The following is a 26,517-nucleotide window of genomic DNA, read 5'->3' on the forward strand; positions in this document are numbered from 1 at the left end:
AGTCAAGGGCTTCTTTCGTTTGTCAACATTTCCTCCTTCTCGCAACATTATTATTGGACAATCGTTTGCATTTCATAATCGCTTTTTTACTTCGATTTACTATTGTATTATTGTTAAGTTAATTTAATGCATTATAAATCATACGCATGAAGATATCTTTTTGGCGCGCAAAAGCACAGGTCAGTTTACTAATAGGATTGGCTTCACCTTTTATTTTTCAATCCAATAGGCTTGAAGCCCGAACGAATACAATCCATTATTTGAGTACAGATCGCGCTGATCCTACGGCTAAGATTAGCACCGTTCAAAAAATTAACCCAACGACAGTAGAGATTGTATACGATAATAATCAACGGTTGACTTTAGATTTCTATGGCGATCATATTTTTAGAATGTTCCAAGATATTCATGGGGGTATTATCCGTGATCCTGAAGCAAAACCCGCCGCAAAAATTCTCGTAGAGCAGCCCCGCAAAACTGTCACTGGACTGGAGGTCAAGGATGAAGGAAATAAGGTAAGCATCTCCACCAAAGATATCCTTTTTTCAATGGATAAGCAGACTTCACAGTTTAGTATCCTCAATCGTAAAAACAATAGGGTAGTCGTTGAAAGCTTAAAGCCAATCAATTTTGATCAGCATCAAGTCAGTCTCGAATTGAAAGAACAGGCAGACGAATATTTCTTTGGAGGTGGTGTACAGAATGGACGCTTTTCTCATAAGGGGAACACAATCGCCATTGAAAACCAGAATAGCTGGACAGATGGTGGTGTAGCTTCCCCAACGCCTTTTTACTGGTCTACAAAAGGTTATGGCTTGATGTGGCATACGTTCAAAAAGGGAAATTATACATTTGGAGCCAAAACAAAAGGCACGGTAAAATTAACACATGATACCGACTATTTAGATGTCTTTTTTATGGTGAATGATGGCGCTAAATCTTTGCTGAATGATTTCTATCAATTGACGGGTAAGCCGATCCTTCTACCGAAATTTGGATTATATGAAGGCCATCTTAACGCCTATAATCGCGATTTCTGGAAGGAAGATGAGCAAGGGATTTTATTTGAAGATGGCAAGCGTTATAAAGAAAGCCAAAAGGACAACGGCGGAATCAAAGAATCCCTGAACGGGGAGAAAAACAATTATCAATTTTCAGCACGCGCCGTGATCGACCGCTATAAGGTACATGATATGCCTTTGGGTTGGATCCTTCCGAATGACGGTTATGGTGCTGGTTATGGACAAACGGAAACCTTAGATGGAAATATCGGTAATTTGAAGGAATTTGGCGATTATGCACGTAAAAATGGTGTCGAAATCGGTTTATGGACACAGTCAGATCTCCATCCCAAAGATAGTATAAGTGCATTACTGCAACGGGATATCGTAAAAGAAGTGCGGGATGCGGGTGTCAGGGTTCTAAAAACGGATGTTGCCTGGGTTGGCCCCGGATATTCTTTTGGCCTCAATGGAGTCGCTGACGTCGGGCATACCATGCCTTATTATGGAAACAATGCGCGTCCATTTATTATTTCATTGGATGGCTGGGCAGGCACACAACGCTATGCTACTATCTGGTCGGGTGACCAAACGGGCGGTGTATGGGAGTACATTCGATTCCATATACCTACTTACATCGGGTCTGGGCTTTCAGGCCAGCCTAATATTACCTCCGATATGGACGGAATCTTTGGTGGGAAAAATTTTAAAGTTAATATTCGTGATTTCCAGTGGAAAACCTGGACGCCGATGGAACTGAATATGGATGGTTGGGGTTCAAATGAGAAATACCCACATGCTTTAGGTGAGCCCGCTACGTCGATCAACCGTTTGTATCTCAAATTAAAGTCACAATTGGTTCCCTATAGTTATAGCGTCGCCAGACAAGCTATCGATGGACTGCCCATCATTCGTGCCATATTTTTGGAGCAGGCAAACAGCTTTACGCTCGGCAAAGCTACTCAATATCAATACTTATATGGTCCTAGTTTTCTTGTAGCACCAATTTATCAGGAAACTCATGTTGATGATAACGGAAATGATATCCGCAATGGTATCTACCTGCCAGATGGTGAATGGATAGACTATTTTACCGGTGAGAAGTATGCAGGTGGGCGTATCATCAATAATTTTGACGCTCCCATTTGGAAACTGCCCGTTTTTGTTAAAAATGGTGCTATTATTCCGGTAACCCATCCGAACAATAACGTGCAGGAAATCAAAACAGATCAACGTATCTATGAGGTTTATCCCTACGGAAATTCCAGCTTTGTTGAATATGACGACGACGGAAAGACTGAAGCATATCGTTATGGAAAGGGTGTTCAAACAACACTAACGTCTCACCTTGCAGGCAATAGCGTGTTATTTACAATTGCGCCAACGGAGGGTGAATTTGATGGCTTTGAAATGATGAAGTCTACCGAAATTCGTTTTAACGTCAGTAAAGCACCCAAGGCGTTGAAAGTAAAGATCAATGGAAAAAATATAAAACTCAAAGAAGTAAACAGTTTAGATGTATTTAATTCTTCTGAAAATGTCTATTTCTACGATCCACATCCAAATTTGAACCAGTTTGCAACCCAGGGATCTGAATTCGAGAAAATACCATTGGTTAAAAATCCGATGTTGTTGGTACGACTAGCCAAACAGGATGTCTCATCAACTGCAGTTGAAGTCAAATTGGAAGGCTATACGTATGCACCTGCCGACAGGTATCTAACCCAAACAGGTGCTTTAGAATCGCCTAAGGCTGTAATCACCGATCAGAATACGCAAGCGTATACCTTAAATCCAACTTGGGGAAAGGTTGTGAATGCTGATTATTATGAAATTGAATGCAATGACTTGATCTATTCGACCATCCAGGACACGCAACTGCTTTTTGATGGACTAGCAGCTCAAACGGATTATCAGTTTAAAATCAGGGCAGTCAATAAATCTGGATTTTCAGATTGGAGTACATTTTCGGCAAAAACAAAAGCTAACCCCTTGGAGTTTGCTATTGATGGCATCAAAGCAGAGACGTCTGTTGATAACCAAGGTGGGAACGGTATCCATAAATTGTTCAATTACGATGAGGGAGATATGTGGCATACGAAATGGGGGCAGACAGCAGTTCCTTTTGATATGACCTTAGATTTAAAATCTGTCAATCAATTGGATAAGTTTGAGTATCTTCCAAGGACTGACGGCGGGAATGGTATAATTTTGAAAGGAAAAGTTTTCTATAGCAATGACAAGGTGACCTGGACTGAAGCAGGCAGCTTTGACTGGAAACGTGATGGCGAAATGAAACGTTTTGCGTTTGGATCACATCCGGTCGCACGATTTATCAAACTTTCAATTTCTGAAGCTGTGGGTGGATTTGGTTCTGGCAGAGAATTGTATGTGTTTAAAGTGCCAGGATCATCAAGCTACCTACCGGGTGATATCAATAATGACCGATTGATCGACCACAATGATTTAACATCTTATATTAATTATATGGGCTTGCGCTTTGGAGATGGAGATTTCGAGGGGTATGTTAGCAACGGTGATGTCAATAAAAATAAACTGATTGATGCTTATGATATTTCCAACGTTGCTGTCGTCATCGAAGGGGGGGCAAAGCCTGCCAAAGGGGAGAAAGTCGCTGGTAAACTGAAATTGGTTCCATCAAAAACGAGTTTAAAGTTAGGCGAAATAGTTGAAATCAGTGTACGTGGAGAACAGCTCAACGCAGTCAATGCACTTAGTTTTGCCCTCCCTTATAATCAGGGAGATTTTGAATATGTCGGTATCGAGCCTTTGCATCTAAAAGAGATGAACAATTATACGAACGATCGTCTCCATACCAACGGCAGTAAGGTGTTGTATCCTACTTTTGTAAATCTAGGCAACAAAGAGGTCTTAAATGGATCGGAGGTTTTATTTAAGATTAGATTAAAAGCGAGGCGCAATATCATCTTCAACCTCCAGGCGAAGGATGGTGTTTTGGTGGATAAAAAGCTAAATGCTGTCACTTTCTAAAAGCCAACAAATGAACGAAGCTGGGCGCCTATGAAGCTCCCAGTTTTGTTCATTGCTATCTGCTCCCTGCGTTAGTCCAATACCATACTGATATCCATCAACAGGATTTCGGTATCCGGCGAGGTTACTTTCATGTTGATTTCTGATACATCCCATATTCCAAAACCATCTCTGGTTTCTAATGCCTGCCCTTCAACGCTAACGCTGCCTTTTATCACAAAAATATAGACACCATTACCGGCCTGTTTGACGTGGTATTTTACTTGAACGTCCTGGTCAAAATGGCCCATCGAAAACCAGGCATTCTGATGAATCCATACCCCTTGATCGTCTGGATCTGGCGAGAGAATCTGTTGAAATTTATTCTGTCTTTGCATACCATCCAAGGTAATTTGATCGTATCGCGGACTCACATTCCGTTGATTAGGGTATATCCAAATCTGTAGAAATTTGACTGCCTGATCGGTGTTTTTATTATACTCGCTGTGTATGATGCCAGTGCCTGCACTCATAACCTGAATATCTCCCTTTCGTATAATCGCTTTATTGCCCATGCTGTCCTCATGTTCCAGGTCGCCTTCCAATGGGATGCTGATAATTTCCATATTATCGTGGGGATGTTTACCGAAACCTCTTCCCGCAGCGACTGTATCGTCATTGAGTACCCTCAATACACCAAAATGCATGCGTTCAGGATTGTGATAATTGGCGAAACTAAACGTATGATTGCTTTGTAACCAGCCATGATCCGCATGCCCGCGAGTAGTTGCTTTATGGAGGACACTGTGGTTTTCCAATTTGTCTGATGGATAGTTTGTATCTTCCACATTCAAAGTTTCAAGGGGGCTTATCTCGTCGATATCATTTTTCAAGATATCAGCTGAAGATTCTTTCGATGTAAATATTCCGGAACCTAAAAGTCCCTTTTTTATAAAGTTCTGTTTGTTCATGATCATTTTATTTAGTATCCAAAATTAGCCTTTTAGTAGCCGATCGCCATTGATCTAGTTCAATAAAGAAACATTTTAGCGGTTTCCAGTTGTATCGTTCTCATATTGCGCTGCTCAAAGTTGCATTAACCTGGCAGTAAGTCTGGAAACAGCGTATAAATTTCATTTTTCAAAATCCCGCTGCCGCCACCATAATGGGTAATCAGGCCGATGGAATAAGGGAGTTGCGAAAGATAATCCGTTATTTCTTGTTCTTCCTGCAGCGAGAGCCCCGAGCTTAATAATAATACATCTACAGGATGATTAATTAGCTGCTTTTTACAACTATCCAACTCTTGCAGTAATGTTGCGTTCCACATAGGAGTGCTCTCAATGATTCTTTTTAGCGTAAGCAAAATTTCTTCATTTTTGCCAAATAGGAGAAATGTTAAGGTCTTCATAATGAACAAAAGTAAACATGAACTGATTCATTTCCATTGATGTAGTTTAATAAATACAGCGATATACTCTCTGCATGTTTTCATCATGAAGGGGCGCCGTTGAACGATTTGGATCAATACGCAATATGTCAACAGAAAAAGAAAGGGGTGAAATAAGTACAATCACATAAAATTTCTTACTTTTAGTAATCGGATGTATATAATTTTTTAGCGATTTTAATTATTATTTAGTTTATGATGAAGAGACTTTTACTTGTCGGGCTTTTTGCCGGTGTAACTCATTTTATAGCTTTTTCGCAAACGCACGAACTACGTGTGGGGGTTACTTCTGGGGTATCCAACTTTACGGGAGAAGGGAGTGAGGCCAAGAGCACGTTGATTGGATCCACGCAGCAGGACTTTTATACCAGTAATCCCTATGGAAAAAAATATGGAATAAACATAGGTGGGGCTTTAGACTACCGTTATATTTTTGCCAACAATTTGATATTAGGTCTAGAAGGCGCCTACGAAAGATTGCAGACAAAGATTGATTTGGAGGGAAGCGAATTTATGAATGGAAGCCGTGGTCAAACCCAACTTAATCAACAGTTTATCAATTTTAATCCGTTTGTCGGTTATCGCGTCTTTTTTGAACCCATGACGATGGATATTCAGCTGGGGATGGATATTGCCAAAGTATTGAGCATCAAGGAAAAAGGTAGTATTGAGGATAAACAGGGAAATAAAACAACATTTGATCGTGACAGAGGTAAAGTAATTGATATGGATCTGCGGCCACGTTTACAATTTAACGTAAATTATGACCGCTATACCGTGTTTGCCGGTTATTCATGGGGATTGAAGGATTATACCGGACAGATGCTGGGTAGCGACCTTGGTGCGGCACGACTAAATGTATTCCGATTGGGCCTACAATATCAGTTACTAAGACCGATATTTAAAAATGAATAAAGCTTACTCCCACGTTTGCTTTCGATTATAGGTCATTTTCGTAAATAACAGATCGGGGCGCGAAGATATTAGTTGTATTGTTTGGCAATTTTCTTCTCGGGTTCGATATAAAGCATATATAAGAAAAATAGAAATATATATTCTAAGGGTTTCATTAAAATATAAGTCATATTTGATGCACCGGTTGAATTGATTTTGATGGAGATGTTGAAACCATATTTATCATAGCAATACCGCACAAACCGGTGTATCGAAGGTGATAGATCACTCAAAATTTCTTCAAACGCATTGGCAATCTGAAGCTGTCTATTGACGATAATGGTATTGCCGTGCCTTTTGCCTAATCTCAACGGTTTTACAAGGGCAGGATTACCTTTCGCGGCGACTGTGCATAAATAATGTCCTTTATGATCCAAAATGGGAGGATGCATTTTTTGTGAAAATGCCCAAGTAGTTGTCTCCGTGAAAACTTTCGCCATGGAATCGTGATCCTGCCCCAATAAGATGAGGATGAGGGTCAGTATCAGAAAGACCGGAACAAGTAATACAATAGCCCATAAGGGATAATTCAGCTTGGAAGAAAGTAAGGTATTGATCTTGTTGAGGGTGGGATTGGTGTAAGTTCTGTTCATGGCGTAACCCTTTTCTTCTACGATGACTCTACGGATTAATCCGACACCGATAATTAAGCTGCAAATTGGTGTAAAAATAAAGTATAAAGTTCCTTCATTGCCAACATACATATCCAGTGTGGATGTATCGTGGTGACTGACCTGAATAAGTACAAATACACTCATTACGCTGCCTATCAATAACATCACCAGCATCATAACGAGAGGTATGGGTGGAATTCTTCGCCCTTTTATCCAGATGGTAGCTGCTGAAATATTGAATGCAACGAAATAGATAAACAGCGATAAGATGTGTTTGCCGCCGAAGGGAATATAGCAGTCTCCATCCACAGGGTCCACGGGTTGGTTATATTGGCTCGAATGGAATACAAAACCAATCCCCGCAAGCAGCAGCGCTAAAAGGTAAGCAGTGACAACGGTATATTCAACAAAGGATACATCCCGCTGTTGTTTTTTCACGAGCGCGCGCAGCAGATATAAAATTCCGAAAAGCGTGATTATAATGAAAAGAAGAATTAAAATCATAATAGAATGAGCAGTTATAATGCGAAGAAGAATATAGTCAAATCAGTGTGCTGGATTCAGATTCGACGTGATACACGTATATGCCAGAAATCATCATAAGTGTTGAAAACAGTGTTATTATTGAGCGCAAAATAGCTGGTTTAATCTTTTCCAAATAACCTGTTCCAGAAATTTCTTTTTTTACTGTTTGGAAAGTTTTCGGTCGTTTCAGGCTTCTCCGGCTGCACATGTATCGTATCAGTCTTGACATTTGGCAAAGCCTCATTTTCAGGAAGTCCGCTGCGTTGTGCTATATCCTGAATCTGTTTTAAAGCTGTAGCCTGATATAAGAGTAGACCTGCTTTGTCACAGTTAAACAGGTTGGAGTAACTTTTCGATTCATTCAGGTCAAAAGGTTGTGGTTCTACGACTTCGGTTGCTTCCAAAACGCCGAGATTTCGCTCCTTGGCATATTGCAATGCATCGAGAAAAATTGAAATCCGGTTCTCTGAAAAAAGTGTATCTAATTCAGCCCTGATGGCTGGGTTATGATGATAGTCTATCCATAATTGAGCGGTTTTCTCTGCTGGAATAAAGACACCCGAGCAATAGTTTTCAACAAGCCTATTTTCGATCGTATTGGTTAGGAATTCTGGTTGTATAAATTCTTCCCATCTTTTGTAATAGACAGACAAATGTTCATTTTGGGAGAAGGACAAAGCTCCGCCGCGAACATAAAAGTACTTTTCGAAAAAACCTTGTACCACCGCTATAAAAAAACCGTGGGTCTTGTCAAAATAATCATTTTTTCCGGTTTCACGGCCCGCATTTAAAGTGTCTTGGTACTTGGTTTTATAGAAGTCTTCGAGCTGATGAAATGTGGATATTTCCTCAAGCTTTTCGGGATTTTGGAGTAAATCAAAATACCACGTTTCTATTTGTTTTTCTGAGATCGGGTGGTAACTAATATCATAGCCCATAATGACTTTTTTTAATCTCTTGTATGTTAATTGCTAAGGTATTAAAAATTAACATTTTGTACAATACTTATCGTTCATATCTCTTCTTTTATCATTGAAAAGGGGCAACTGGTTGAAAGTGTATGCGACAGTCAGAGGACTACATATTTTGCCTGTTTCATAATTATTAATTATTTTGGGAACAAACAATATGTATATATGAAGCAGTTACTAGTTATTATTCTTATGTTGTCGAGCATGTTTTTTACGGCTTGTCAATCTCCCAGTCCGGATAAGTTTTTCGGAAAAGTTGTTTTAAATACCAATCTTATTGCGGATTTTGCGCCTGAGCGCTACGGCAAAAGCCTCGAGCAGGAGACTGTGGAATTTGCGGACATGCCTTCCAGTAAGAAAGTGGGCGATGAAGCTCAAAAGTCAGTTGAGATTAAGATTCAGGTTGTCGAAAAGGCTTTAAAGGATATCAAAGAGCTGAATGTTTCCGATGCGGAAGCGAAAGCATTGAAAGAACAGTCTATTGCATTATTCGAGAAAGTCCTGCCCGTTTATAAAAATGAATATACGGCCTATGCAAAGTTATGTGATCGTAAAGGTTCGGCTGAAGAAAAGCAGGCTTTACTCCAAAAGATTGAGAAGAATGACATGCCCGAAATCAATAGTGCTTTCGACAATGTATATACCTTAGGGAAAGCTTACGCAGAAAAGCACAACCTAAACGTGAATTGGGGAAACTAACTCATGAAGGAAACACATCTTTACAGAAATAAGCGAAAAACAACACAAATGCTGCTAATTTCAGCAGCATTTTGTTTGCTACTCTTAATCATATTACTTTATAGTATTGGATTGTTTGATGGAGTTTTTAAAGCTAAGCCCACGATCTTTTCTGCAGGAGTATTGTTGGTACTTCTCATCTTGTTGATTGTAAACTTGCTGAGTCTTCGGGATAAATCAGCCCAGATTGTTCTTAGTGAAAAATATTTTTTCGGAAAAACTACGCCATTGGCAAAAGCTTTTGGTCAAGGGAATTGGCAAGATGTAAAGTCTATTGATTTAGAGAAAGTGGGTGGGGATACCATGATCATTGTTACCCTAAAAAATTCAGGTATGTATAAAGATAGACTACCATCACTACTATGGAAGATGGCCTATCAGGAATCTGCTCAGGAATTAAATATCATGTATTCGGCGTCAACCATTGATCTGAAGCCTTCAGAACTGCATCAACTGTTTTTATCTTATTGGGACAAGCAAAAGTAATGGCTCGTTTTTTTTTGTTAATTTTAGCCAAATTACTCCAATGAAACTTAAAATATATACCCTTGCTATCGCTGGACTGGGGCTGATGGCTTCCTGTGGATCAGGAGCTCATAACAGTCAAACTGTTGCTGATACCGCTACGAATGAAAATTTTAAATCGTATGAAGACCGTTTTATTCTGCAGCTTTGGAAAGAAAATCCAGAATGGGCTACCCAAGTTGGTTTTCATCAGTATGATTCTCTATTAACCATACCAGATGCGAATGCCAGAAAGCGACGGCTAGAATTTTCAAAGAACCAGTTGGACAGCCTAAAAAGCTTTGATTTGAGTTCTTTGAATTTATCGCAACAGACAGATTATCATTTGATTAAAAATTATCTTGAATCAAATATTTGGTCGATAGAGCAAGAGCGTGCCTATGAATGGAACCCGTCGTCTTACAACGTTGGAGGGACAATCGCTTTTATGCTCGCAGAGCGTTATGCACCGTTATCGACGCGGCTTAAAGCCATTCAACAGCGTTTAATAAAAATTCCGGCCTATTATGAGGCTGCAAAGAAACAGCTTAAAAATCCAGCTCAGGTATTGACCGATTTGGGCATTCAACAGAATTTGGGCGGATTATCTGTTTTTGAAAGCGACTTACTGGATTCACTGAAAAAATCAGATCTATCAATTGCGGAAAAAGAAGCCATTGGGAAGGCATCCCAGCAAGCTGTTGCGGCGATAAACGGGTATGTACAGTTTTTAAAAGTGACGCCTAATCCGTCGCCACGGAGTTTTAGATTGGGAAAAGCGCTTTACGACAAAAAATTCGATTTTGATATACAGTCTGGATCCACTGCCGAACAGGTTTATCAGGCTGCGCTTGCAAGGAAAACTTATTTGCATGGCGAAATGTATAAAATCAGCAAGGAACTTTGGCCAAAGTATTTTGGGAAATCAGCTGTGCCTGCAGATAGTTTGGCTGTCATCCGAAAAATGATCGATACCCTTTCGGTAAATCATGTCAAAGCAGAAGACTTTCAGTCGGCTATCGAAGCGCAGATACCTAAATTGGTCGCTTTTGTCAAACAGAAAGATTTACTATATATCGACGAGAGTAAACCGCTCGTGGTGCGCAAAGAGCCCGCCTATATGGCTGGTGTCGCGGGCGCATCAATCAGTGCGCCGGGGCCATATGATAAAGGAGGTAACACTTATTATAATGTCGGTAGTCTAAGTGGCTGGACGAAAGAGGCTAAGGAGAGTTATCTGAGAGAATATAACCATTACATCCTGCAGATACTCAATATCCACGAAGCTATTCCGGGGCATTACACCCAATTGGTGTATGCCAACCAATCGCCAAGTCTCATCAAGAGTATTTTAGGAAATGGTGCTATGATTGAAGGTTGGGCAGTGTATACCGAGCAGATGATGCTGGAAAACGGTTACGGTGACAATGCGCCCGAAATGTGGTTGATGTGGTATAAATGGCATCTGCGTGCAGTTTGCAATGCCATATTGGACTACAGCGTACATGTGAAGAATATGAGCGAGAAAGACGCTATGCATCTGTTGGTGGATGAAGCCTTCCAACAACAGGCCGAAGCAGCGGGTAAATGGAAACGTGTGTCGGTAAGCAGTGTTCAGCTGACTTCTTATTATACTGGGTATAAAGAAATCTATGAACTTCGAGAGGCTGTTAAGCAAAAAGAAGGGAAACAGTTTAATTTGAAAAAGTTCCATGAGACGTTCCTGAGTTTTGGAAATTCGCCAGTGAAGTATATCCGCGAGATGATGCTAAAATAGCCATCGCGACCAATGACTGAGCCACTCCCCCGGAGTGGCTCAGTTGTTTACAGGCAGGGTGGGTGTGGGTATTTTGGTCTTTCCTTTTCGTTTGTTTTTAACTTTTACTATATTCATGTAACATATCATTGTTTTGGTATACTAACCTACTATTAACAGTTAAAATTAATTATGAATTTATCCATAGAAACCCTTAGTAAGACCTATTCGAATGGGGTCAAAGCGTTAGACAATGTAGACTTGGAAATCAGACCCGGAATGTTTGGTTTGCTGGGCCCGAATGGTGCGGGTAAGTCTTCTTTAATGCGGACGATCGCTACGCTTCAGAAACCCGACAGTGGCCGTATCACTTTCGGCGATATCGATGTGTTGAAAAATCAGCTGGATTTGAGGAAAGTTTTGGGTTACCTGCCTCAGGAATTTGGTGTTTATCCCAACCTCTCCGCTTCCGATCTGCTGCAATACTTTGCGAAACTTAAAGGAATCAAATCCAAAGCGGACCGCAATGCTATTATCAATCGCGTTCTTGAAGTGACCAATCTTTGGGACGTGCGCAATAAAAGTGTAAGCGGTTACTCGGGGGGCATGAAACAACGTTTTGGTATTGCACAGTTGTTGCTGAATGATCCAAAATTAATTATCGTTGATGAGCCAACCGCGGGACTTGACCCAGCGGAAAGACATCGCTTTTTGAATGTCCTACGGGAAATAGGTACAGATCATACGGTTATTTTTTCTACCCATATTGTCGATGATGTACGGGAATTATGTCATGAGTTAGCTATTCTAAATGGTGGTAAGATCCTTTTGAGAGGTACTCCGAAAGAATCGATCGACCAATTGGAGGGCAAGATCTGGGTGCGTATCATCAGTAGAGATCAATTGGACGAGTATACTCAGAAGTTTAACGTCATTTCGACCAATTACAATCAGGACAATACGCTCAACATTCGGGTGCACAGTGATGAGCGTCCGGATGAGTCATTTGTGAATGCCCAAGGTCAATTGGAGGATGTCTATTTTGTTGCGCTAAAAAATGATCAACGCCATGTTTAAAGCTATCTTTAATTTTGAATTTACGCGCTGGTTTAAAAGTTCGGCCGTCTATATCTACATGGCGCTGTTCTTTGCACTCTCGCTGTTTATCATGCTTTCATCGCTGGGCATCTTTGACGGTGTAACGGCGACCACTTCATCCAACACCATCCGAAACTCACCTTGGGCAATTAATGGTATGGTCAATGGGATGTCAACAATTATTTATTTTTTGATTCCTTCCATTGTTGGAGCCTGTGTCTATCGTGATTTTCAGTATCAGGTGCATACGATACTGTTCAGTTACCCCTTTTCAAAAACGGATTACCTGTTGGGCAAATTCTTTGGGTCGGTAGCCGTGGTATTGGTTATTGTATTGGCGTCAACCCTTGGTATTGTTGTGGCACAATTTGTACCCGGCATCAATCAATCTTTGTTGGGGCCGATTGATATTTGGGCTTATCTACAGACTTATATCGTACAGGTTATTCCCAATCTGGTTATTTTTAGTGCCATTATCTTCGTACTCGTAACATTGACAAGAAACGTATACGTTGGTTTTGTTGCCGTGCTGATCCTTATTATTCTTCAGGTGCTTGTTCAAAGTCTGGCAAACAACATGGACAATCGTTTTGTCGGTGCATTGATCGATCCGTTTGGCGATAGTGCCATCTCGTATTATACTCAGTACTGGTCGCCAGATGAGAAGAATGTCAACAATCTGCCTTTTACCGGAGCAGTTATTTATAACCGCCTCATTTGGCTCGCTGTAGCAGCATTATTCATTGGTGGGTTTTACATGTTATTTTCATTTTCGCAACATTCGATTTCCTTTAAATCGTCAAAAAAAGGAGCTCGGTTGACAAAGAATAACTTTGACAGTATCTTCCGGATCAATTTGCCTAAGGTCAGCTATGATTTTTCGACATTTCATTATTTGAAAACGACATGGACAATGGCGCGATATGACTATCGCTATATCGTCAAAAATCCGGTATTTTTAATATTGACTTTAGTAGGGGTTTTGTTCATTATCTTGATGGCAAGCACCATTGGCTCGATATTTGGAACGTCGACTTATCCCGTTACCTGGAAAATGCTGATGATCCCGGGGAGTACGTTTAAGTTTTTCCTGCTGATCCTGACTTTTCTTTTTATGGGGCTTTTAGTCCACCGTGGAACCATTACGCGGATGGGGGGACTACTGGACACCACAGCAGCTCCCAACTGGGCTTTTATGGGATCTAAAATTATTGCCGTCCTGCTGATGCAGTTGACCCTGTTGGGCGTCGTGATCTTAACCTGTATGGCTTTTCAGGTTTACCATCGTTATTACAATTTTGAAATCAAACAATATGTGCTGCATTTGATGGTCTATGGTATGCTGTCCAATGTGGTATGGCTTTTTATTTCATTGTTTGTCCATACGGTTTTCAAAAACTACCTGGCTGGATTTTTTGTACTGCTGACCTTATTTATTGGATTGCCATTTTTGTCTATGGTCGGAGTTGAACAGGAAATCTATCAGTTTAATCAGGGGCCAGATCTTGACTACTCCGATATGGACGGGTTTGGTTATGTACTTCCCTTTTTAACGTATCGGATCTATTGGCTGCTCTTCGCGGTTGTTTTTGCTACGCTCGCACTATTATTGTGGCGGAGAGGTAGTTTTTCGGGCTTTAGGGAGCGTTGGGCTATTCTTAGGGCCAACTGGAGCCCGACGGCAGGTGCGATAGTGTTGATCGCTTTCTTAGGTTTTGTTGGTATCGGCAGTGCAATATACTACGAAAACCACGTCAAAAACCCCTATTATACAAGTTTGGATCATGAAAAACAGGCCGTCGAATGGGAAAAGAAATATAAGAAATATCAATATCGCCCGCAGCCACGCGTCGTGGATATTAAGTTTAATCTCGATATTTTTCCGGATACGCGTAGTTTTAAAGCAACAGCAGCGTATGTACTGAAAAATAAGACCAATATCGCTATCGATTCTATTTTTGTCAATTATAATGATTACGATTATCAATTTTCTTTCAATGTGCCAAATAAGCTGCTTTCTGCCGACGATATATATAATTTTAATATTTATAAGCTCGATAAGCCCATGGCTCCGGGAGATTCCATTGTGTTGAAATTTAGTACGGAAAGTCCAGCCAATACCTGGATAAATGAAAAGTCACCAGTGAAAGGAAATGGTACTTTTATCAATAATATGCTTTTTCCGAATATAGGCTATCTGGACCGGGGCGAGCTGGTGGATAATGATGTGCGCAAGAAGTATGGTCTACCGTTTCGAAATCGGATGGCCCCGCAGAGTGATCGAAGAGCACTGCAAGATAATTATATCTCCAACGATGCGGATTGGATCCGTTTCGAAGCTACCGTAAGCACCGCTAAAGATCAGTTGGCTATTGCCCCGGGATATCTGACGAAGGAATGGGAAAAAGATGGCCGCAAGTATTATCAGTATAAAATGGATTCAGAGATCCTCAACTTTTTTGCTTTTAATTCGGCGCAGTATGAAGTCAAAAAAGACGAGTGGAATGGTGTTAACCTCGAAATTTACTACCACAAAGGGCATATCTACAACCTCGATCGTATGATGGCTTCTAGTAAAGCCTCTCTGGCTTACTATACGAAAGAATATAGTGCCTATCCACATCGGCAATTGCGTATTATTGAATTTCCGCGTACCGCTGGAACGTTTGCGCAGTCTTTTGCCAATACCATTCCTTTTTCTGAGGCAATCGGTTTTATTGCCGATGTTGATGAGAAGAAGGATGATGCAGTTGATTATCCTTATGCAGTAACAGCACATGAGATAGCCCATCAATGGTGGGCCCATCAGGTGGTAGGGGCTAATGTGCAAGGCGCGACCTTATTGTCCGAAAGTATGTCTGAATATTCATCGCTCAAGGTTTTGGAAAAAAGATATGGCAAAGGGCAGATGCGTAAGTTTCTTAAAGATGCACTCGACGGCTATTTGCAGGGGCGAAGTGCCGAAAAACTAGGCGAGAAGCCATTGATGTACAATGAAAATCAAATGTACATCCATTACCAAAAAGGGTCTTTGGTGCTTTATGCGTTGAGCGATTACCTGGGAGAGGATGTTTTTAATCGTACTGCGCGAGCTTATTTGCAACGCACAGCTTTCCAAAATCCGCCATACACAACCTCAACCGAGTTTGTGGATAGCTTTAGGCAGGTAACTCCAGACTCACTGCGTTACCTGATCAAGGATATGTTTGAAACGATTACTTTGTATAACAATAAAGTTGACAAAGTGAGCGCCAAGAAACTTAAAAATGGCAAATATCAGGTTGATATTCAGTTTGAAGTTTCTAAATATCGCGTGGATGGCAATGGGAAAAAGAGCTATATCGACGCAGGGGGGCAGGCGCTGTCATTTAAAAAATCAGATCGGCTGACAATAAAGTCTTTGCCTCTTGCAGATTATATTGAAGTTGGTATTTTCTCCAGTAAAAAAGGTAAAGGTGGAAACAACCGGCAGGAACTTTATCTCAAAAAGCATAGAATTGATCGGATCAATAATACCCTGACGCTAGTTGTTGATCAAAAGCCCGAACAGGTAGGCATAGATCCTTACAATAAACTGATTGATATTGAATCCGATGACAACAGGAAAGAGCTATAGAAAAGGTTGTCAAATAGAAAAGGATATGAAAATCCTCATCGCAAGATGAGGATTTTTTTATTCGGGCAATTTTGGAGTCATCATACGTTGTTGCGTACTACCACTGATCGCTCCCAGAAATTTAAGCACAGCGTTAATCTCTTCATTCGTAAGGTTTAGCTTTTTCAGCTTTGCCGAATGTATAGGCCTTGTTTTTGGGTCTATCGTAACGCTGCGTTGTATTGGTTCGGGATTACCGAGATTATAGAGCTGTACGACATCTAACAGCGTTGGAAAATTACCGTGGTGCATCCAGGGGCCAGTTAGCGTAATCTCCCGCAATGAAGGCGTCCGGAATGCGCCTATGTCTTCCTGTTTACCGCTAATATGGTAATGGCCGAAATCCTGCTGCTTGGTACCATATAACGTCTGTCCATCGTTGTGAAACTGATTATCTGAAAATAAAGGCGTATTGTGACAGTTGATACAGCGTGCTTTTGTCCGAAAAAGATGCAGCCCCCATACCTCTTCATCCGTCATAGCATTCTTATTTCCCTGAACAAAGCGGTCAAACTTGCTGTTATAACTACGAATGCCCCTTTCAAAAGTTGCAATCGCCTGTTGAATACGCAAGATACTGACCGTGCTGTCTCCAAAGGCCGATTGGAACAACGGTGCATAACCAGCGATCTCCTGAATATGGCGCACAGCTACTTGGTGGTCGGTGTTCATCTCCACACTGTCGGTCAGCGGAAATAATACCTGCGCTTCCAAGGAAGATGACCGTCCGTCCCAGAAGAAGGAGCGGTAGTAACCGACATTGTAGAGGGTCATGGCATTTCGTTTTCCTACCCGTCGACTATGTCCATGGGCCAGACTCTTGCCATCGCCCCAGCCCAGTTGCGGATCATGACAGCTCACACAGGCCAACTGTTTTGTTGCCGAAAGCCTGGGATCGAAAAACAATATTTTTCCCAGCGCCGACTTTTCCTTGCTAAACGCATTATCGGCAGGATATTGAACATTGGGCAAGGTGCCAATATCGACAAAATTTGCCTTTACATCATCATCCAGATGTGGTTTCGGCCATCGCTTGCTATCGCCGGAGGAATATAATTTGCGCCATAAGGCAATATCAGGAATATCCTGATCCTGCACAAAAGACAGTAAGATCAGGATGACGCCCAATGAACCAAATACAAGTAATCTTCGTATCATTTGTTGTTTACAATTCTAACGCTTTGGTGCTTAATTTGTATTTACGGGATACTTTATTGGATCCACCGATCGCTGTTTCGTTAAAATTCACCTCCAGGTCGATTAAGCCTTGTTTTAAATCATACGTCCCCGCACCACTGATACCGATTTCGAAAAATTCCATATCTTTCCGTTCTGTGGCAGATTCGGTTTTCTTGTAGATTTTTACCTGTTGCTCCTTTACAGTCACTTTGCCGAGCTGGTCGTTATGCTGATCTGGTAAGAATTGCAATACCTGGTCCACATTGATACCTGCCGTTTTAATGTTTGTCGTACCGATCTTATCGCTATATAGTGTGACCATCTGGAAAAGATTGACGCCACTATCTGTTACATAGGGATTCGTAAATCCCATATAGGTGGTGTCCGTTGTGGACACTGTAGGATAATGTGCCCGAATACGTTTTCCCCAGGTTTCTGTGGCGTCATCAAAGCGGTAGATGTATAGTTCAAAATAAGGATCTGTACTGGTAAAGGTAGCTATAGCATTGTTGTCCGGCTTAGGAACATATTCGGGCTCTGGAGCCACATTACTATCTTTACTACAGGAGATGGTGAAAAATAGGATACTGCAGATAGTGACGAATTTGGATAACTTAAGGATTGCTTTTAAACTGTTCATGTCGTATTTTATTAATTTGTATTTTAGTGTTGCTGATTAATATTAATAGCCAGGATTCTGTATCATGCGCTTATTGGAAAGCACCGACTGCTTTGGGATGGGCAATACCATATGATCATTTGGAAAAGTGACGTTACAGTTTGTCCCTGTACAGTCATTGCGCTTAACAGATAGCCCCCTGCGCATCAAATCAAGGTATAAAAGTCCTTCAAGACAAAGCTCACGGCGACGTTCGTCGAGGATCTCATTGATCAACAGATCTTTTGTGTTGAAAACGTAAGCTCCGAGCTTCGGATTACCGCGGAGTCGGATGGCATTCAAACTCAAAACAGCCTCATCGGTATAGCCTAGTTCAGCTGCTGCCTCCGCGTGAATCAAGTACATTTCCGAGAGGCGGATCAACTTGACACTAGTTACTGCCGTTTGTAGTGTTGGATATTTAAATATCCCACCGGCTGCTCTTACATCATCTTGGCCAAACAGTCCGAGGAGATCCTGACTTGGCCTAAACTGATAATAGGAATTACTGGCCTCCTTGACATAGTAACTACCGATTGAGTTGCCGGAATAATTGCTCGGAACGGCCAGCTCAAGAATAGATTCTTTGGTATTGGCCTGTTTCCAGCTGTCGATGTACTCAGCATGGTTATAAAGGGAATAGTTTGCTTTGAGCAGTTCGGCGCTGAAGGCATAAGCCTTTTGCCAATCGTTGCGATTGAGGGCCAGCCTTGCCTGAAGCGCTTTACTTGCCTGTAGGTTCATGTATATTTTGGTATTGCCCTCAAATACGGTTTTGCTATTGGCAAATAACGAATCAGCCAGATTCAGATCACTTTCGATATGTTGGTATACTTCTGCCACCGTAGAACGTGCTATTTGTGCATCTTTAGGGAGAATTGTGCTTTTGGCAAGTATGATACCCATATGCGAAGCATCCTTTGTATAAAGATAGGGCTGCGCATAGAACTGTACGAGATCAAAATGAACCAATGCCCGCAAGCCATACGCCTGCGCCATGATATGGTTGCGTTCAAGTGTACTGATATTGGTTATTGCCGGGACGCGTTTGATGATATTATTGATGGCATTGAGCAACGTGTACTGATAGCTGTATAGCTTGTTCATCGAATCATTGTCTGCATCAGTCTCAAATGAATAGACATCTAACAGCGTTGTTCTACCCGCTGCGGCAAATGTCAAATTGCCACCGAGTAGATCGGGATAAACCATGCGTACACCATTGTAGTAGTCCGACTGAAATAGGTTGTTGTACACCCCTGCAAGGGCTGATTTTGCGCCCTGCATATCGGAGAAAATAAGGTCTACCGAAACCTCGTTTTCCGGTTCTTTATCTAAGAATTTTGAGCAGCTCATTGTGCTCCAGGCCAAAAGGAAAGCAACACTTAGTGTCTTTATGTTCATAACTGGAATTATTGAAAGATTAAAGTGTGGTTCGTAAACCAATCGAAAAATTACGTGTCTCAGGATAGATAAATCGGTATTCGCGGATGCCGTTTCTGCCCGCCGGACTTTTGTCTTTGAACCAATAGAATACATTGGTCACATTGAAGCTCAATGCTGTCTGTCCTATACCCATCCGTTTCATTAAACGATCGGCCAGACGATAGCTTAAGGAAGCGTTACTTAGCTTGATATAGGTCATGCTGTACAAATAACGGGAAGAGTTATTAAGTGGTGAGCTGGAGTTTAGCTTTGGAATTGCCGTGATATCGCCCACCTGCTGCCATCGATCCAGTAAATTGACCGACATATTGGAGTTTGACAGACTATTTCCATCCCGTAAATAGGTTGTGGCTACAAACTTGTTGCCGCCAAGATTATATTGTAAATTGAGCGTAAGCTGAAATCCCTTCCATCCCAAATTGTTAATAAGACTACCCTGAAAATCGGGCATCGCATTCCCCAGCAATTGGTAGGCGCTCTGCCCCAAAGCCCGTATTTCGGTTCTGTTGACCACATCACCATTGGGGGTGTAGAAACCTTCCTCCCCGGTATTGGGATTTACGCCGGCCCATCTGATCCCCCACAATGATGTAGCGCTGTATCCTACCCGCTGGCCTGCACCTATGTTATCTGAGGAGTTTGCAGCATACAGCTCAATCAATGGATTATTAAACGAAGTCACCTTGTTTTTATTCCAGCCACCGATAAGCATACTGTTCCATGTGACCTTGGACTGTTTTAACCATTGGTAGGCAACGCTCAAATCCAGTCCTTGATTGTACATGTTTCCTGAATTGAGCGGCATACCACCATAACCTGTTTCCAGTGGCACACTGATATTTGCGATCAGATTGCGGATATTGTTTCGGTATAAATCCAGTGCCACACGTAACCTATTGAAAGCATTCAGGTCAACGCCAACATTGAACTTGATATTCGTTTCCCAGCCTAAGTCTGGATTTTCCGCCGCAGAAGAAGATGGGCTTGCACTTATCTGTCCGCCATAGGTCACATTGTTGAATTTGTATAAACCTCTCGACGCATAGGATCCAATCCGCGAATTGCCTGTCGTTCCGAAGCTACCGCGTAAACGCAAAAAGTCTATTGCCTGAATGGCTTGCATAAATTTTTCATTGCTGATATTCCATCCCAATCCAAGCGCTCCATTCAGCGCCACCTGTTTGTCGCCACCAAACATAGACGACTGATCTGCACGGCCACTGAGAGAAGCATAAAATCGCTTGTCATAGTCGTAGTTCATCTGGACATAGTTGGATACGGTCGCGTCCGAGATTTTCGACGAAGATGACGTCTTGGTGCTTGCGAGCCCGATTGCGATGACGCGGTCGTAGGTAAATCCGCTACCCTGCCCAACGAGTAAATTGCTGTATTGATCTTTTAGCTCCATCCCCGCAATTCCGACAAAGCGGTGTCCACTTCGCCATTTTGGACTGTAGGTAAGCTGTAGCATGGAAGTCCAGCTGTATGTCGTTCGGTCATTGATGCGCAGACGCCCATCTTTGGCAATGGAGGCGCCAGCGATACCCGAAAGAAAAGTTTCCTGCTTGGACTGCAGCATATTTCCGCCTATCGCTCCGCGCAAGCTTAGAAAAGGTAAAAGTGCATATTGCAGTTCGATCCGTGCGGTCCCTGTAAAAGCCAACGCTTTATCCGTATTTTCGGCTAATGCTGCGACTGGATTGACGAGGCCTAAGAAGGTGCTGTAACTTCCATCTTCCTGATAGGGGGGTATATTGGGCGGCATATAAGCGGCATTGGCGAATTGGTCGAGACCTTCCCGCCGCATCAGTGCCGGCGATATGGTGGTGGTCATTTGAAGCCTGTCGCTAAACTGATTATAATAACGTAAAGAGCTTGTGTATTGCTTCAAACCATTTCCAGGACTGGCGTTTTGCTGATTACGGTAGCCCATGGAAAGATAATATGTATCTTTACCTTTCCCGCCCGAAAGAGATAGATTGATATTATCATAACGTGCATTACGTGACGTCAGTCCAAACCAGTCGGTATCGATGGTGTTGCTACCTGCCTTTTTTGAGGCATCAGTTGCCGTTGAGCCCGTATTTATATAAAATTCTCGCAGTAATTCGTAGTATTGCAGTCCGGAGAGTAATTTCATTTGGTTGATAAACGTGGAGACCCCGGTATTGTAAGAGGCTGTTAGCTGTGCCTTGCCACTGCGACCAGATTTGGTCGTGATCAAAATAACACCATTTGCCGCGTTTGCGCCATAGATTGCTGTTGCGGCAGCATCCTTAAGTACTGAAATGGATTCAATATCCAATGGGTTGATTCCTGCGATCGGATTCAGCAAGGTCTCCCCTGTGAATAGTGAATTGGCGTCGCCTATTTCCTGTTCTTGTACAACAACACCATCAACAACGTACAGCGGCTGCGAAGAGGTCGATCGTCCGGTATTGCTTGTTAGGTTTGTCAGTGTTCCCTGCCCGCGAATATGAAGCTTAACAGGGGTGCCTAGGGAAGTGCTGGGTTCGACATATAATCCCGGAACTAGTCCTTCCAGCATTTTATCTACGCTTTCTAATGGCCGGTCGGCTTGCAAATCCTTGGCGCTGATCGTATACACACTTCCAATCATCTCTTCGCGTAGTTTCGGTGCTTCGTAGGTGCTGCTGACAAATACTTCCTCAAGTTGTTGATCTAATGGAACCAGTTTGATCCGCTGATATGCGGTATCTACCTTAATGTCGTAATTTTGATAGCCCAAGTAACGTATTCCAATTTCCTGGCCGCGATTTTCAGCTGCGGTCAGTATGCGATATCGTCCTAAACTATCAGTGCGATAGGTTTTGTTTTCTTTCCTAAGTATTAGCGTCGCTCCGGCCAATGGCAAGCCTTTTTTTGCATCAGTCACTACACCGTTGAGCAATATGGGCTTAGCTGCCTTGCTGACGGCAATAACGTTAGAGCGTTTGATTCGCTGAAAGCGCAGCTGATGTGTCGATGCTAGCCTAGACAAATACGTGTCTATGTTCTCTTTGGCCGTGGGAAGAGGAACACGGCGATGCAGTCCGATGGAAGCGTCGTATGAAAAATGTACGGCGTGCTGCTGGGTCAATAATTGAAAAGCAGTTTCCAAGGTCCCTTGCCCGGGCGTGCTTTGTGCGGAAGCGGCCCCAGCGGATAGTAGGAAAATGGTGTTCAATAAGAAGGTTCGTCTTACTGTTTCTTTAATAAAGCACATACGTATCTTTTGCTATTTTTTTTGATGACAATTCTTTTGAAAAACAAATCGCGGCGAGTGCAGCCTCAACAGGCAGCTTCTCAAAATGCCCGGTATACCTCCATCGCGCATCGGGTTTGCGGAGGGAGAGGTGGATGCCATAATATTGCGTCATTTTTCGGGAGACTTCAGCGAAAGAAGCATTTTGAAAATGTAAAATACCTTCCGGAAAATTATTGATCTGTGTGGGCGCAAATTTATCGAGATGGATATTCGTAGTGGTGACATACCCCTGTTGCCCAGGATTGAGCAGAATTTGTTTTTTATTGTTGCGGTTGGTCAGTTTAATCTTTCCGGAAAACAAACTTACACGGGTGTTTTTTGAATCGACTTGCTCCACCAAAAATTGTGTACCCAAGACCGTCACTAAGGCATTATCCGTTTTTACTGCAAATGTACGGCCTGCGTTTTTTGAAATATTAAAGCGTGCATCACCGTTCAGTAGAACACACATGGTATCCTTACTGAAATGTTTTGGATAGTGTAGTGTACTTCCACCCATCAGCGTAATCTGGCTTCCATCACTGAGGTTAACCTTGATCATTCTGCCATTTTGGGCGGCGACATGAAGCCATTCTTCAGTAGAGGTAGGATGTAAGGCGAGCGTAGGTTGAGTCGTGCCTTTAAGAAAAATCTGATGAAATGAAAATGCACCGATGAGCAGGATAGAAGCTGCAGCAATCCATCGCCATTTTCCTCCTAGCCGATGTGTTTTTACAGGTGCTTTGCTTTCCAGCTTTGCAAATAGTTTATCTTTTTCAACTTGCAATTCCCCTTCGCTGATATGCACGTTTAGGGCATCCAATATGGTCCTTGCTTCAGTAACAAGATGTAATTTATCTGGATTTTCTGCAATCCATGTCGTCCAAAAATGAATTTCCGCTCGTTTTGCGTTTCCATTGTGATAAGACACAAAACGCTCATCGGTTACTAAATCAACGCTGTCGTTGTAAATTTTTTTCATGTATATATGAGTGTAGAGGAGAGAAATCCAGATTTTTACCGGATTATTTTTCATTTTTTTTCTTTAAAACCTTAATGGCTTCATAAACAAGGTTATAGATTGTTCGTTGACTATTTCCAGTTTCAGATGCAATTTGTTCATAAGACTTGTTTTGAAAAAACCTGAGATCAATTACCTGTCTTTGTTTCGGGGTGAGGGATTCCAAAGCTTGAATTAAACGGGTACTCGCTTCGCGAATGGATTCCTGTTGTATGAGGACCGTCTCGTGTGAAGGAGCATTGTCATTGGACCGATAATTTGTTATCGCCAATTTTTCATCCAATAACCGACGGTCATTCAGAATACGGCGCAACCATGTCATCAAATATGATTTGATATTATCGACAGGAGGCAGGCGGTCACGTTTTTCCCATAATTCTAAAAATAGATGTTGTATACCATCTTTTACGGCTTCACGCGAATATCCCAGCATCATGCCATAGGCAAAAAGCTCTCTGTATACTAAGTCATATAAGGATTCAAAGGCCTCACTCGACCCTTTCAATGTAGCTATCCAATGTTGTCTCATGGTGTGAATGGCGCAAATCTACATTTTTATTTAGAATAATTACAAATAAGATTACTGTTTGGATCGCGCTTGAATGGATCTATTCGCTTCTTGCTGTGGATATCACGTGGCTTAGATCAAACGTATTTCTCATTCTTCCCGTCGATTAAATTTTGACTATTGTTAAAAAGTTGCAGCAAAAGCCTTAAAGGTCAATAGCGTATGATTGGCGGTTGGTGCGTTCAAAGACGATTGCTAGTTAAGCAGATTGAATGGTCGGTTTCGATGGTTCTTTTGAGATCGTTTGCGTAGAAAAAATAGTAGAATACATTCGTAAAAAGCTATTTTTAACTGGTAACCAATTTTTAAAAAGTAGCAGATAAACCTAAGGCGTCATTTCATAGCATGCTGGTTATAGAAATGCGCTTAAGAATTTAAATGAATATTTTATGCTCGAATTTTATGATAAGCATTGAAAATAAAACGATTGGAACGAGTTGCCTGATCGCCTATATGACCTTGACTAGCTATTTATTAGCATTCGGACAGAATTACACTTCTGAGGTGTGGCGTCCGGATCTTGGAAATGGAAAATTTAAAAATCCTATTATCCATGCCGATTATTCCGATCCGGACGCGATCCGTGTAGGGGAAGATTATTATATGGTTGCCTCCAGTTTTCATCACAGTCCAGGCCTTCCCATTCTACATTCCAGAGATATGATCAACTGGACGATTGTAGGTCATGCGCTGCAGCGGCTAGTGCCCGAAGCAGTATTCCGTAGCGTGCAACATGGCGGAGGAGTATGGGCACCTTCAATTCGATACCACAATGGCGAGTTTTATATCTATTATCCCGATCCGGATTTTGGAATTTATCAAATAAAAACAAAGGATATCCGGGGGACATGGTCAGCACCAACGTTGGTTTTCCCAGGAAAGGGATTGATCGATCCCTGCCCGTTTTGGGATGAAGATGGTCGTGCTTATTTAGCTTATGCCTATGCGGGGAGCCGTGCAGGCTTGAAAAGTGTTCTGGCAATAGCAACGATGAGCGCTGACGGAACTCGTGTATTGGATCGCGGTATAATTGTTTATGATGGGCATGAATTGGACCCTACAATTGAGGGACCCAAAGTATATAAGAGGAATGGATACTATTTTTTGTTTGCACCAGCGGGTGGGGTTTCCACGGGCTGGCAATTGGTTTTGCGTTCGAAAAATATTTATGGGCCCTATGAGCGTAAGGTGGTTATGGCGCAGAACAATTCGGCAGTTAATGGTCCGCATCAGGGTGCTTGGGTAGATACTCCTTCTGGGGAGGACTGGTTTTTCCACTTTCAGGATAAAGAAGCCCTAGGACGTGTGGTGCATCTTCAGCCGATGTTCTGGAAAGAGAATTGGCCCATCATTGGCGAGGATAGCGATGGAAATGGCATAGGTACCCCCGTGACGACCTATAGAAAACCTAACGTCGGAAAGCAGGTCTCTGCTCCGGTCAATCCTCGGGAATCTGACGAGTTTGAGTCTCCTCATTTAGGATTGCAGTGGCAATGGCAGGCTAATCCGGATGGCACTTGGCTTATGCCATCACATGAGGGTAAGCTCCGGCTCTATAGCCAACAAGAGCCTCAAGGAAGTAAAAACCTAATGTCGGCGCCTTATATTATGACGCAAAAGTTTCCTGCAGAAAATTTCAGTGCGACAGCAAAAATACGACTGCGTCCCAATGAGAAGGAACTTGGTGAAAAAGCAGGACTGGTGGTGGTCGGTGAAGATTATTCCCAGCTTTTTATACGTAAAGATAAAGGTCAATTTCAACTTTACTCTGGTCGTTGTTCAGGGGCCTATGCTGGTCATGCGGAAAATGTGCAGTCCGTTTCTTCTTTGCCGGATGACTTTGTGTATATCCGTGTAGTAGTCAAAGATGGAAATTCCTGTCAATGGTCATATAGTTTGGATGGCAAAAGTTATATACCCGTTGGAGGTCAATTTGAGGCTAAGCCAGGGAAGTGGGTTGGTGCAGCATTAGGCCTCTATGCAAGTAGAGAAAAGCACAGCAATGATAGTGGTTATGCTGATGTAGACTGGTTTAGAATAGAAAAATAAGGATGCTGCTATCCTACTTTAGTCTTATTGACCGTTTAGGGTAGTTAAAATTGTATGATAATATAATAAGCTCAGCAATAGGGTTTATGCTA

At 42.1% G+C, this 26,517-nt stretch carries 18 protein-coding genes; 8 read left to right on the forward strand and 10 right to left on the reverse strand.

The genetic code is table 11. The features are described 5' to 3' along the window. Positions 1 to 146 precede the first annotated feature (146 nt). Complete coding sequence (locus B3E00_RS12965) at positions 147 to 4,013, forward strand: TIM-barrel domain-containing protein (RefSeq protein ID WP_293888501.1); 3,867 nt, start codon at positions 147 to 149, stop codon at positions 4,011 to 4,013. Positions 4,014 to 4,084: 71 nt separating this feature from the next. On the opposite strand, the gene B3E00_RS12970 is transcribed toward B3E00_RS12965, so the two are convergent. Both B3E00_RS12970 and B3E00_RS12975 read right to left on the reverse strand, forming a co-directional pair. Then, entirely contained in the window at positions 4,085 to 4,963 is an 879-nt protein-coding gene (locus B3E00_RS12970; protein ID WP_293883006.1) for a pirin family protein, read from the reverse strand. 125 nt (positions 4,964 to 5,088) lie between these two features. After that, complete coding sequence (locus tag B3E00_RS12975; protein WP_209577832.1) at positions 5,089 to 5,403, reverse strand: hypothetical protein; 315 nt, start codon at positions 5,401 to 5,403, stop codon at positions 5,089 to 5,091. Between the two features lie 234 nt (positions 5,404 to 5,637). Between B3E00_RS12975 and B3E00_RS12980 the strand changes: the two genes are divergently transcribed. After that, the gene (locus B3E00_RS12980; protein WP_293883003.1) at positions 5,638 to 6,357 is read left to right on the forward strand and encodes an outer membrane beta-barrel protein; all 720 of its coding nucleotides are present in this window, start codon (positions 5,638 to 5,640) and stop codon (positions 6,355 to 6,357) included. 68 nt (positions 6,358 to 6,425) lie between these two features. Here the strand turns inward: B3E00_RS12980 and B3E00_RS12985 are convergent, their stop codons facing one another. Both B3E00_RS12985 and B3E00_RS12990 read right to left on the reverse strand, forming a co-directional pair. Beyond that, on the reverse strand, positions 6,426 to 7,514 hold the full coding sequence (locus B3E00_RS12985; protein WP_293883001.1) for a DUF6688 domain-containing protein: 1,089 nt from the start codon (positions 7,512 to 7,514) through the stop codon (positions 6,426 to 6,428). Between the two features lie 140 nt (positions 7,515 to 7,654). Next, positions 7,655 to 8,473 (reverse strand): hypothetical protein, encoded by an 819-nt coding sequence (locus B3E00_RS12990; protein WP_293888503.1) that lies wholly within the window; start codon positions 8,471 to 8,473, stop codon positions 7,655 to 7,657. A gap of 198 nt (positions 8,474 to 8,671) precedes the next feature. On the opposite strand from B3E00_RS12990, the gene B3E00_RS12995 reads away from it, so the two are divergent. From B3E00_RS12995 to B3E00_RS13015, 5 genes are all read left to right on the forward strand, one after another. After that, on the forward strand, positions 8,672 to 9,205 hold the full coding sequence (locus tag B3E00_RS12995) for a hypothetical protein (RefSeq protein WP_209577835.1): 534 nt from the start codon (positions 8,672 to 8,674) through the stop codon (positions 9,203 to 9,205). Between the two features lie 3 nt (positions 9,206 to 9,208). Beyond that, positions 9,209 to 9,730, forward strand: coding sequence for an STM3941 family protein (locus B3E00_RS13000; RefSeq protein WP_293938768.1), 522 nt, complete (start codon positions 9,209 to 9,211; stop codon positions 9,728 to 9,730). A gap of 40 nt (positions 9,731 to 9,770) precedes the next feature. After that, positions 9,771 to 11,525, forward strand: a complete 1,755-nt coding sequence (locus B3E00_RS13005; RefSeq protein WP_293882991.1) for a DUF885 domain-containing protein — start codon at positions 9,771 to 9,773, stop codon at positions 11,523 to 11,525. 171 nt (positions 11,526 to 11,696) lie between these two features. Beyond that, positions 11,697 to 12,581, forward strand: a complete 885-nt coding sequence (locus B3E00_RS13010; protein ID WP_293882988.1) for an ABC transporter ATP-binding protein — start codon at positions 11,697 to 11,699, stop codon at positions 12,579 to 12,581. Beyond that, positions 12,574 to 16,218 (forward strand): M1 family aminopeptidase, encoded by a 3,645-nt coding sequence (locus B3E00_RS13015; RefSeq protein ID WP_293938769.1) that lies wholly within the window; start codon positions 12,574 to 12,576, stop codon positions 16,216 to 16,218. The genes B3E00_RS13010 and B3E00_RS13015 overlap by 8 nt, the downstream gene beginning before the upstream one ends. 57 nt (positions 16,219 to 16,275) lie before the next feature. Here B3E00_RS13015 and B3E00_RS13020 read toward each other — a convergent pair whose 3' ends face one another. The 6 genes from B3E00_RS13020 to B3E00_RS13045 are packed head-to-tail and all read right to left on the reverse strand — an operon-like array spanning position 16,276 to position 24,337. Continuing rightward, positions 16,276 to 17,415, reverse strand: a complete 1,140-nt coding sequence (locus B3E00_RS13020) for a cytochrome-c peroxidase (protein ID WP_293888510.1) — start codon at positions 17,413 to 17,415, stop codon at positions 16,276 to 16,278. 7 nt (positions 17,416 to 17,422) lie between these two features. After that, a complete protein-coding gene (locus tag B3E00_RS13025; protein ID WP_293888512.1) occupies positions 17,423 to 18,076 on the reverse strand; it encodes a hypothetical protein in 654 nt (217 codons plus the stop codon). A 42-nt stretch (positions 18,077 to 18,118) separates the two neighbouring features. After that, positions 18,119 to 19,498, reverse strand: a complete 1,380-nt coding sequence (locus tag B3E00_RS13030; RefSeq protein WP_293888514.1) for a RagB/SusD family nutrient uptake outer membrane protein — start codon at positions 19,496 to 19,498, stop codon at positions 18,119 to 18,121. A 19-nt stretch (positions 19,499 to 19,517) separates the two neighbouring features. Further along, positions 19,518 to 22,766, reverse strand: coding sequence for a SusC/RagA family TonB-linked outer membrane protein (locus B3E00_RS13035; protein ID WP_293938771.1), 3,249 nt, complete (start codon positions 22,764 to 22,766; stop codon positions 19,518 to 19,520). Next, on the reverse strand, positions 22,753 to 23,769 hold the full coding sequence (locus B3E00_RS13040; RefSeq protein ID WP_293938773.1) for a FecR family protein: 1,017 nt from the start codon (positions 23,767 to 23,769) through the stop codon (positions 22,753 to 22,755). The genes B3E00_RS13035 and B3E00_RS13040 overlap by 14 nt, the downstream gene beginning before the upstream one ends. 43 nt (positions 23,770 to 23,812) lie before the next feature. Further along, positions 23,813 to 24,337, reverse strand: coding sequence for an RNA polymerase sigma factor (locus tag B3E00_RS13045; protein WP_209577845.1), 525 nt, complete (start codon positions 24,335 to 24,337; stop codon positions 23,813 to 23,815). A gap of 441 nt (positions 24,338 to 24,778) precedes the next feature. Between B3E00_RS13045 and B3E00_RS13050 the strand changes: the two genes are divergently transcribed. Next, positions 24,779 to 26,425 (forward strand): glycoside hydrolase 43 family protein, encoded by a 1,647-nt coding sequence (locus tag B3E00_RS13050; protein ID WP_293938775.1) that lies wholly within the window; start codon positions 24,779 to 24,781, stop codon positions 26,423 to 26,425. The last annotated feature ends 92 nt before the right edge of the window (positions 26,426 to 26,517 follow it).

The sequence above is a fragment of the Sphingobacterium sp. UBA5996 genome (genome assembly GCF_002429765.1).
Taxonomy (GTDB): domain Bacteria; phylum Bacteroidota; class Bacteroidia; order Sphingobacteriales; family Sphingobacteriaceae; genus Sphingobacterium.

Coding starts and splice junctions, on each gene's coding strand:
- B3E00_RS13050 (WP_293938775.1), top strand. CDS start 24,779: ATGATAAGCATTGAAAATAAAACGATTGGAACGAGTTGCCTGATCGCC.
- B3E00_RS13015 (WP_293938769.1), top strand. CDS start 12,574: ATGTTTAAAGCTATCTTTAATTTTGAATTTACGCGCTGGTTTAAAAGT.
- B3E00_RS13020 (WP_293888510.1), bottom strand. CDS start 17,415: ATGATACGAAGATTACTTGTATTTGGTTCATTGGGCGTCATCCTGATC.
- B3E00_RS12970 (WP_293883006.1), bottom strand. CDS start 4,963: ATGAACAAACAGAACTTTATAAAAAAGGGACTTTTAGGTTCCGGAATA.
- B3E00_RS13010 (WP_293882988.1), top strand. CDS start 11,697: ATGAATTTATCCATAGAAACCCTTAGTAAGACCTATTCGAATGGGGTC.
- B3E00_RS13045 (WP_209577845.1), bottom strand. CDS start 24,337: ATGAGACAACATTGGATAGCTACATTGAAAGGGTCGAGTGAGGCCTTT.
- B3E00_RS12980 (WP_293883003.1), top strand. CDS start 5,638: ATGATGAAGAGACTTTTACTTGTCGGGCTTTTTGCCGGTGTAACTCAT.
- B3E00_RS13005 (WP_293882991.1), top strand. CDS start 9,771: ATGAAACTTAAAATATATACCCTTGCTATCGCTGGACTGGGGCTGATG.
- B3E00_RS13035 (WP_293938771.1), bottom strand. CDS start 22,766: ATGTGCTTTATTAAAGAAACAGTAAGACGAACCTTCTTATTGAACACC.
- B3E00_RS13040 (WP_293938773.1), bottom strand. CDS start 23,769: ATGAAAAAAATTTACAACGACAGCGTTGATTTAGTAACCGATGAGCGT.
- B3E00_RS13030 (WP_293888514.1), bottom strand. CDS start 19,498: ATGAACATAAAGACACTAAGTGTTGCTTTCCTTTTGGCCTGGAGCACA.
- B3E00_RS12975 (WP_209577832.1), bottom strand. CDS start 5,403: ATGAAGACCTTAACATTTCTCCTATTTGGCAAAAATGAAGAAATTTTG.
- B3E00_RS13000 (WP_293938768.1), top strand. CDS start 9,209: ATGAAGGAAACACATCTTTACAGAAATAAGCGAAAAACAACACAAATG.
- B3E00_RS12995 (WP_209577835.1), top strand. CDS start 8,672: ATGAAGCAGTTACTAGTTATTATTCTTATGTTGTCGAGCATGTTTTTT.
- B3E00_RS12965 (WP_293888501.1), top strand. CDS start 147: ATGAAGATATCTTTTTGGCGCGCAAAAGCACAGGTCAGTTTACTAATA.
- B3E00_RS13025 (WP_293888512.1), bottom strand. CDS start 18,076: ATGAACAGTTTAAAAGCAATCCTTAAGTTATCCAAATTCGTCACTATC.
- B3E00_RS12990 (WP_293888503.1), bottom strand. CDS start 8,473: ATGGGCTATGATATTAGTTACCACCCGATCTCAGAAAAACAAATAGAA.
- B3E00_RS12985 (WP_293883001.1), bottom strand. CDS start 7,514: ATGATTTTAATTCTTCTTTTCATTATAATCACGCTTTTCGGAATTTTA.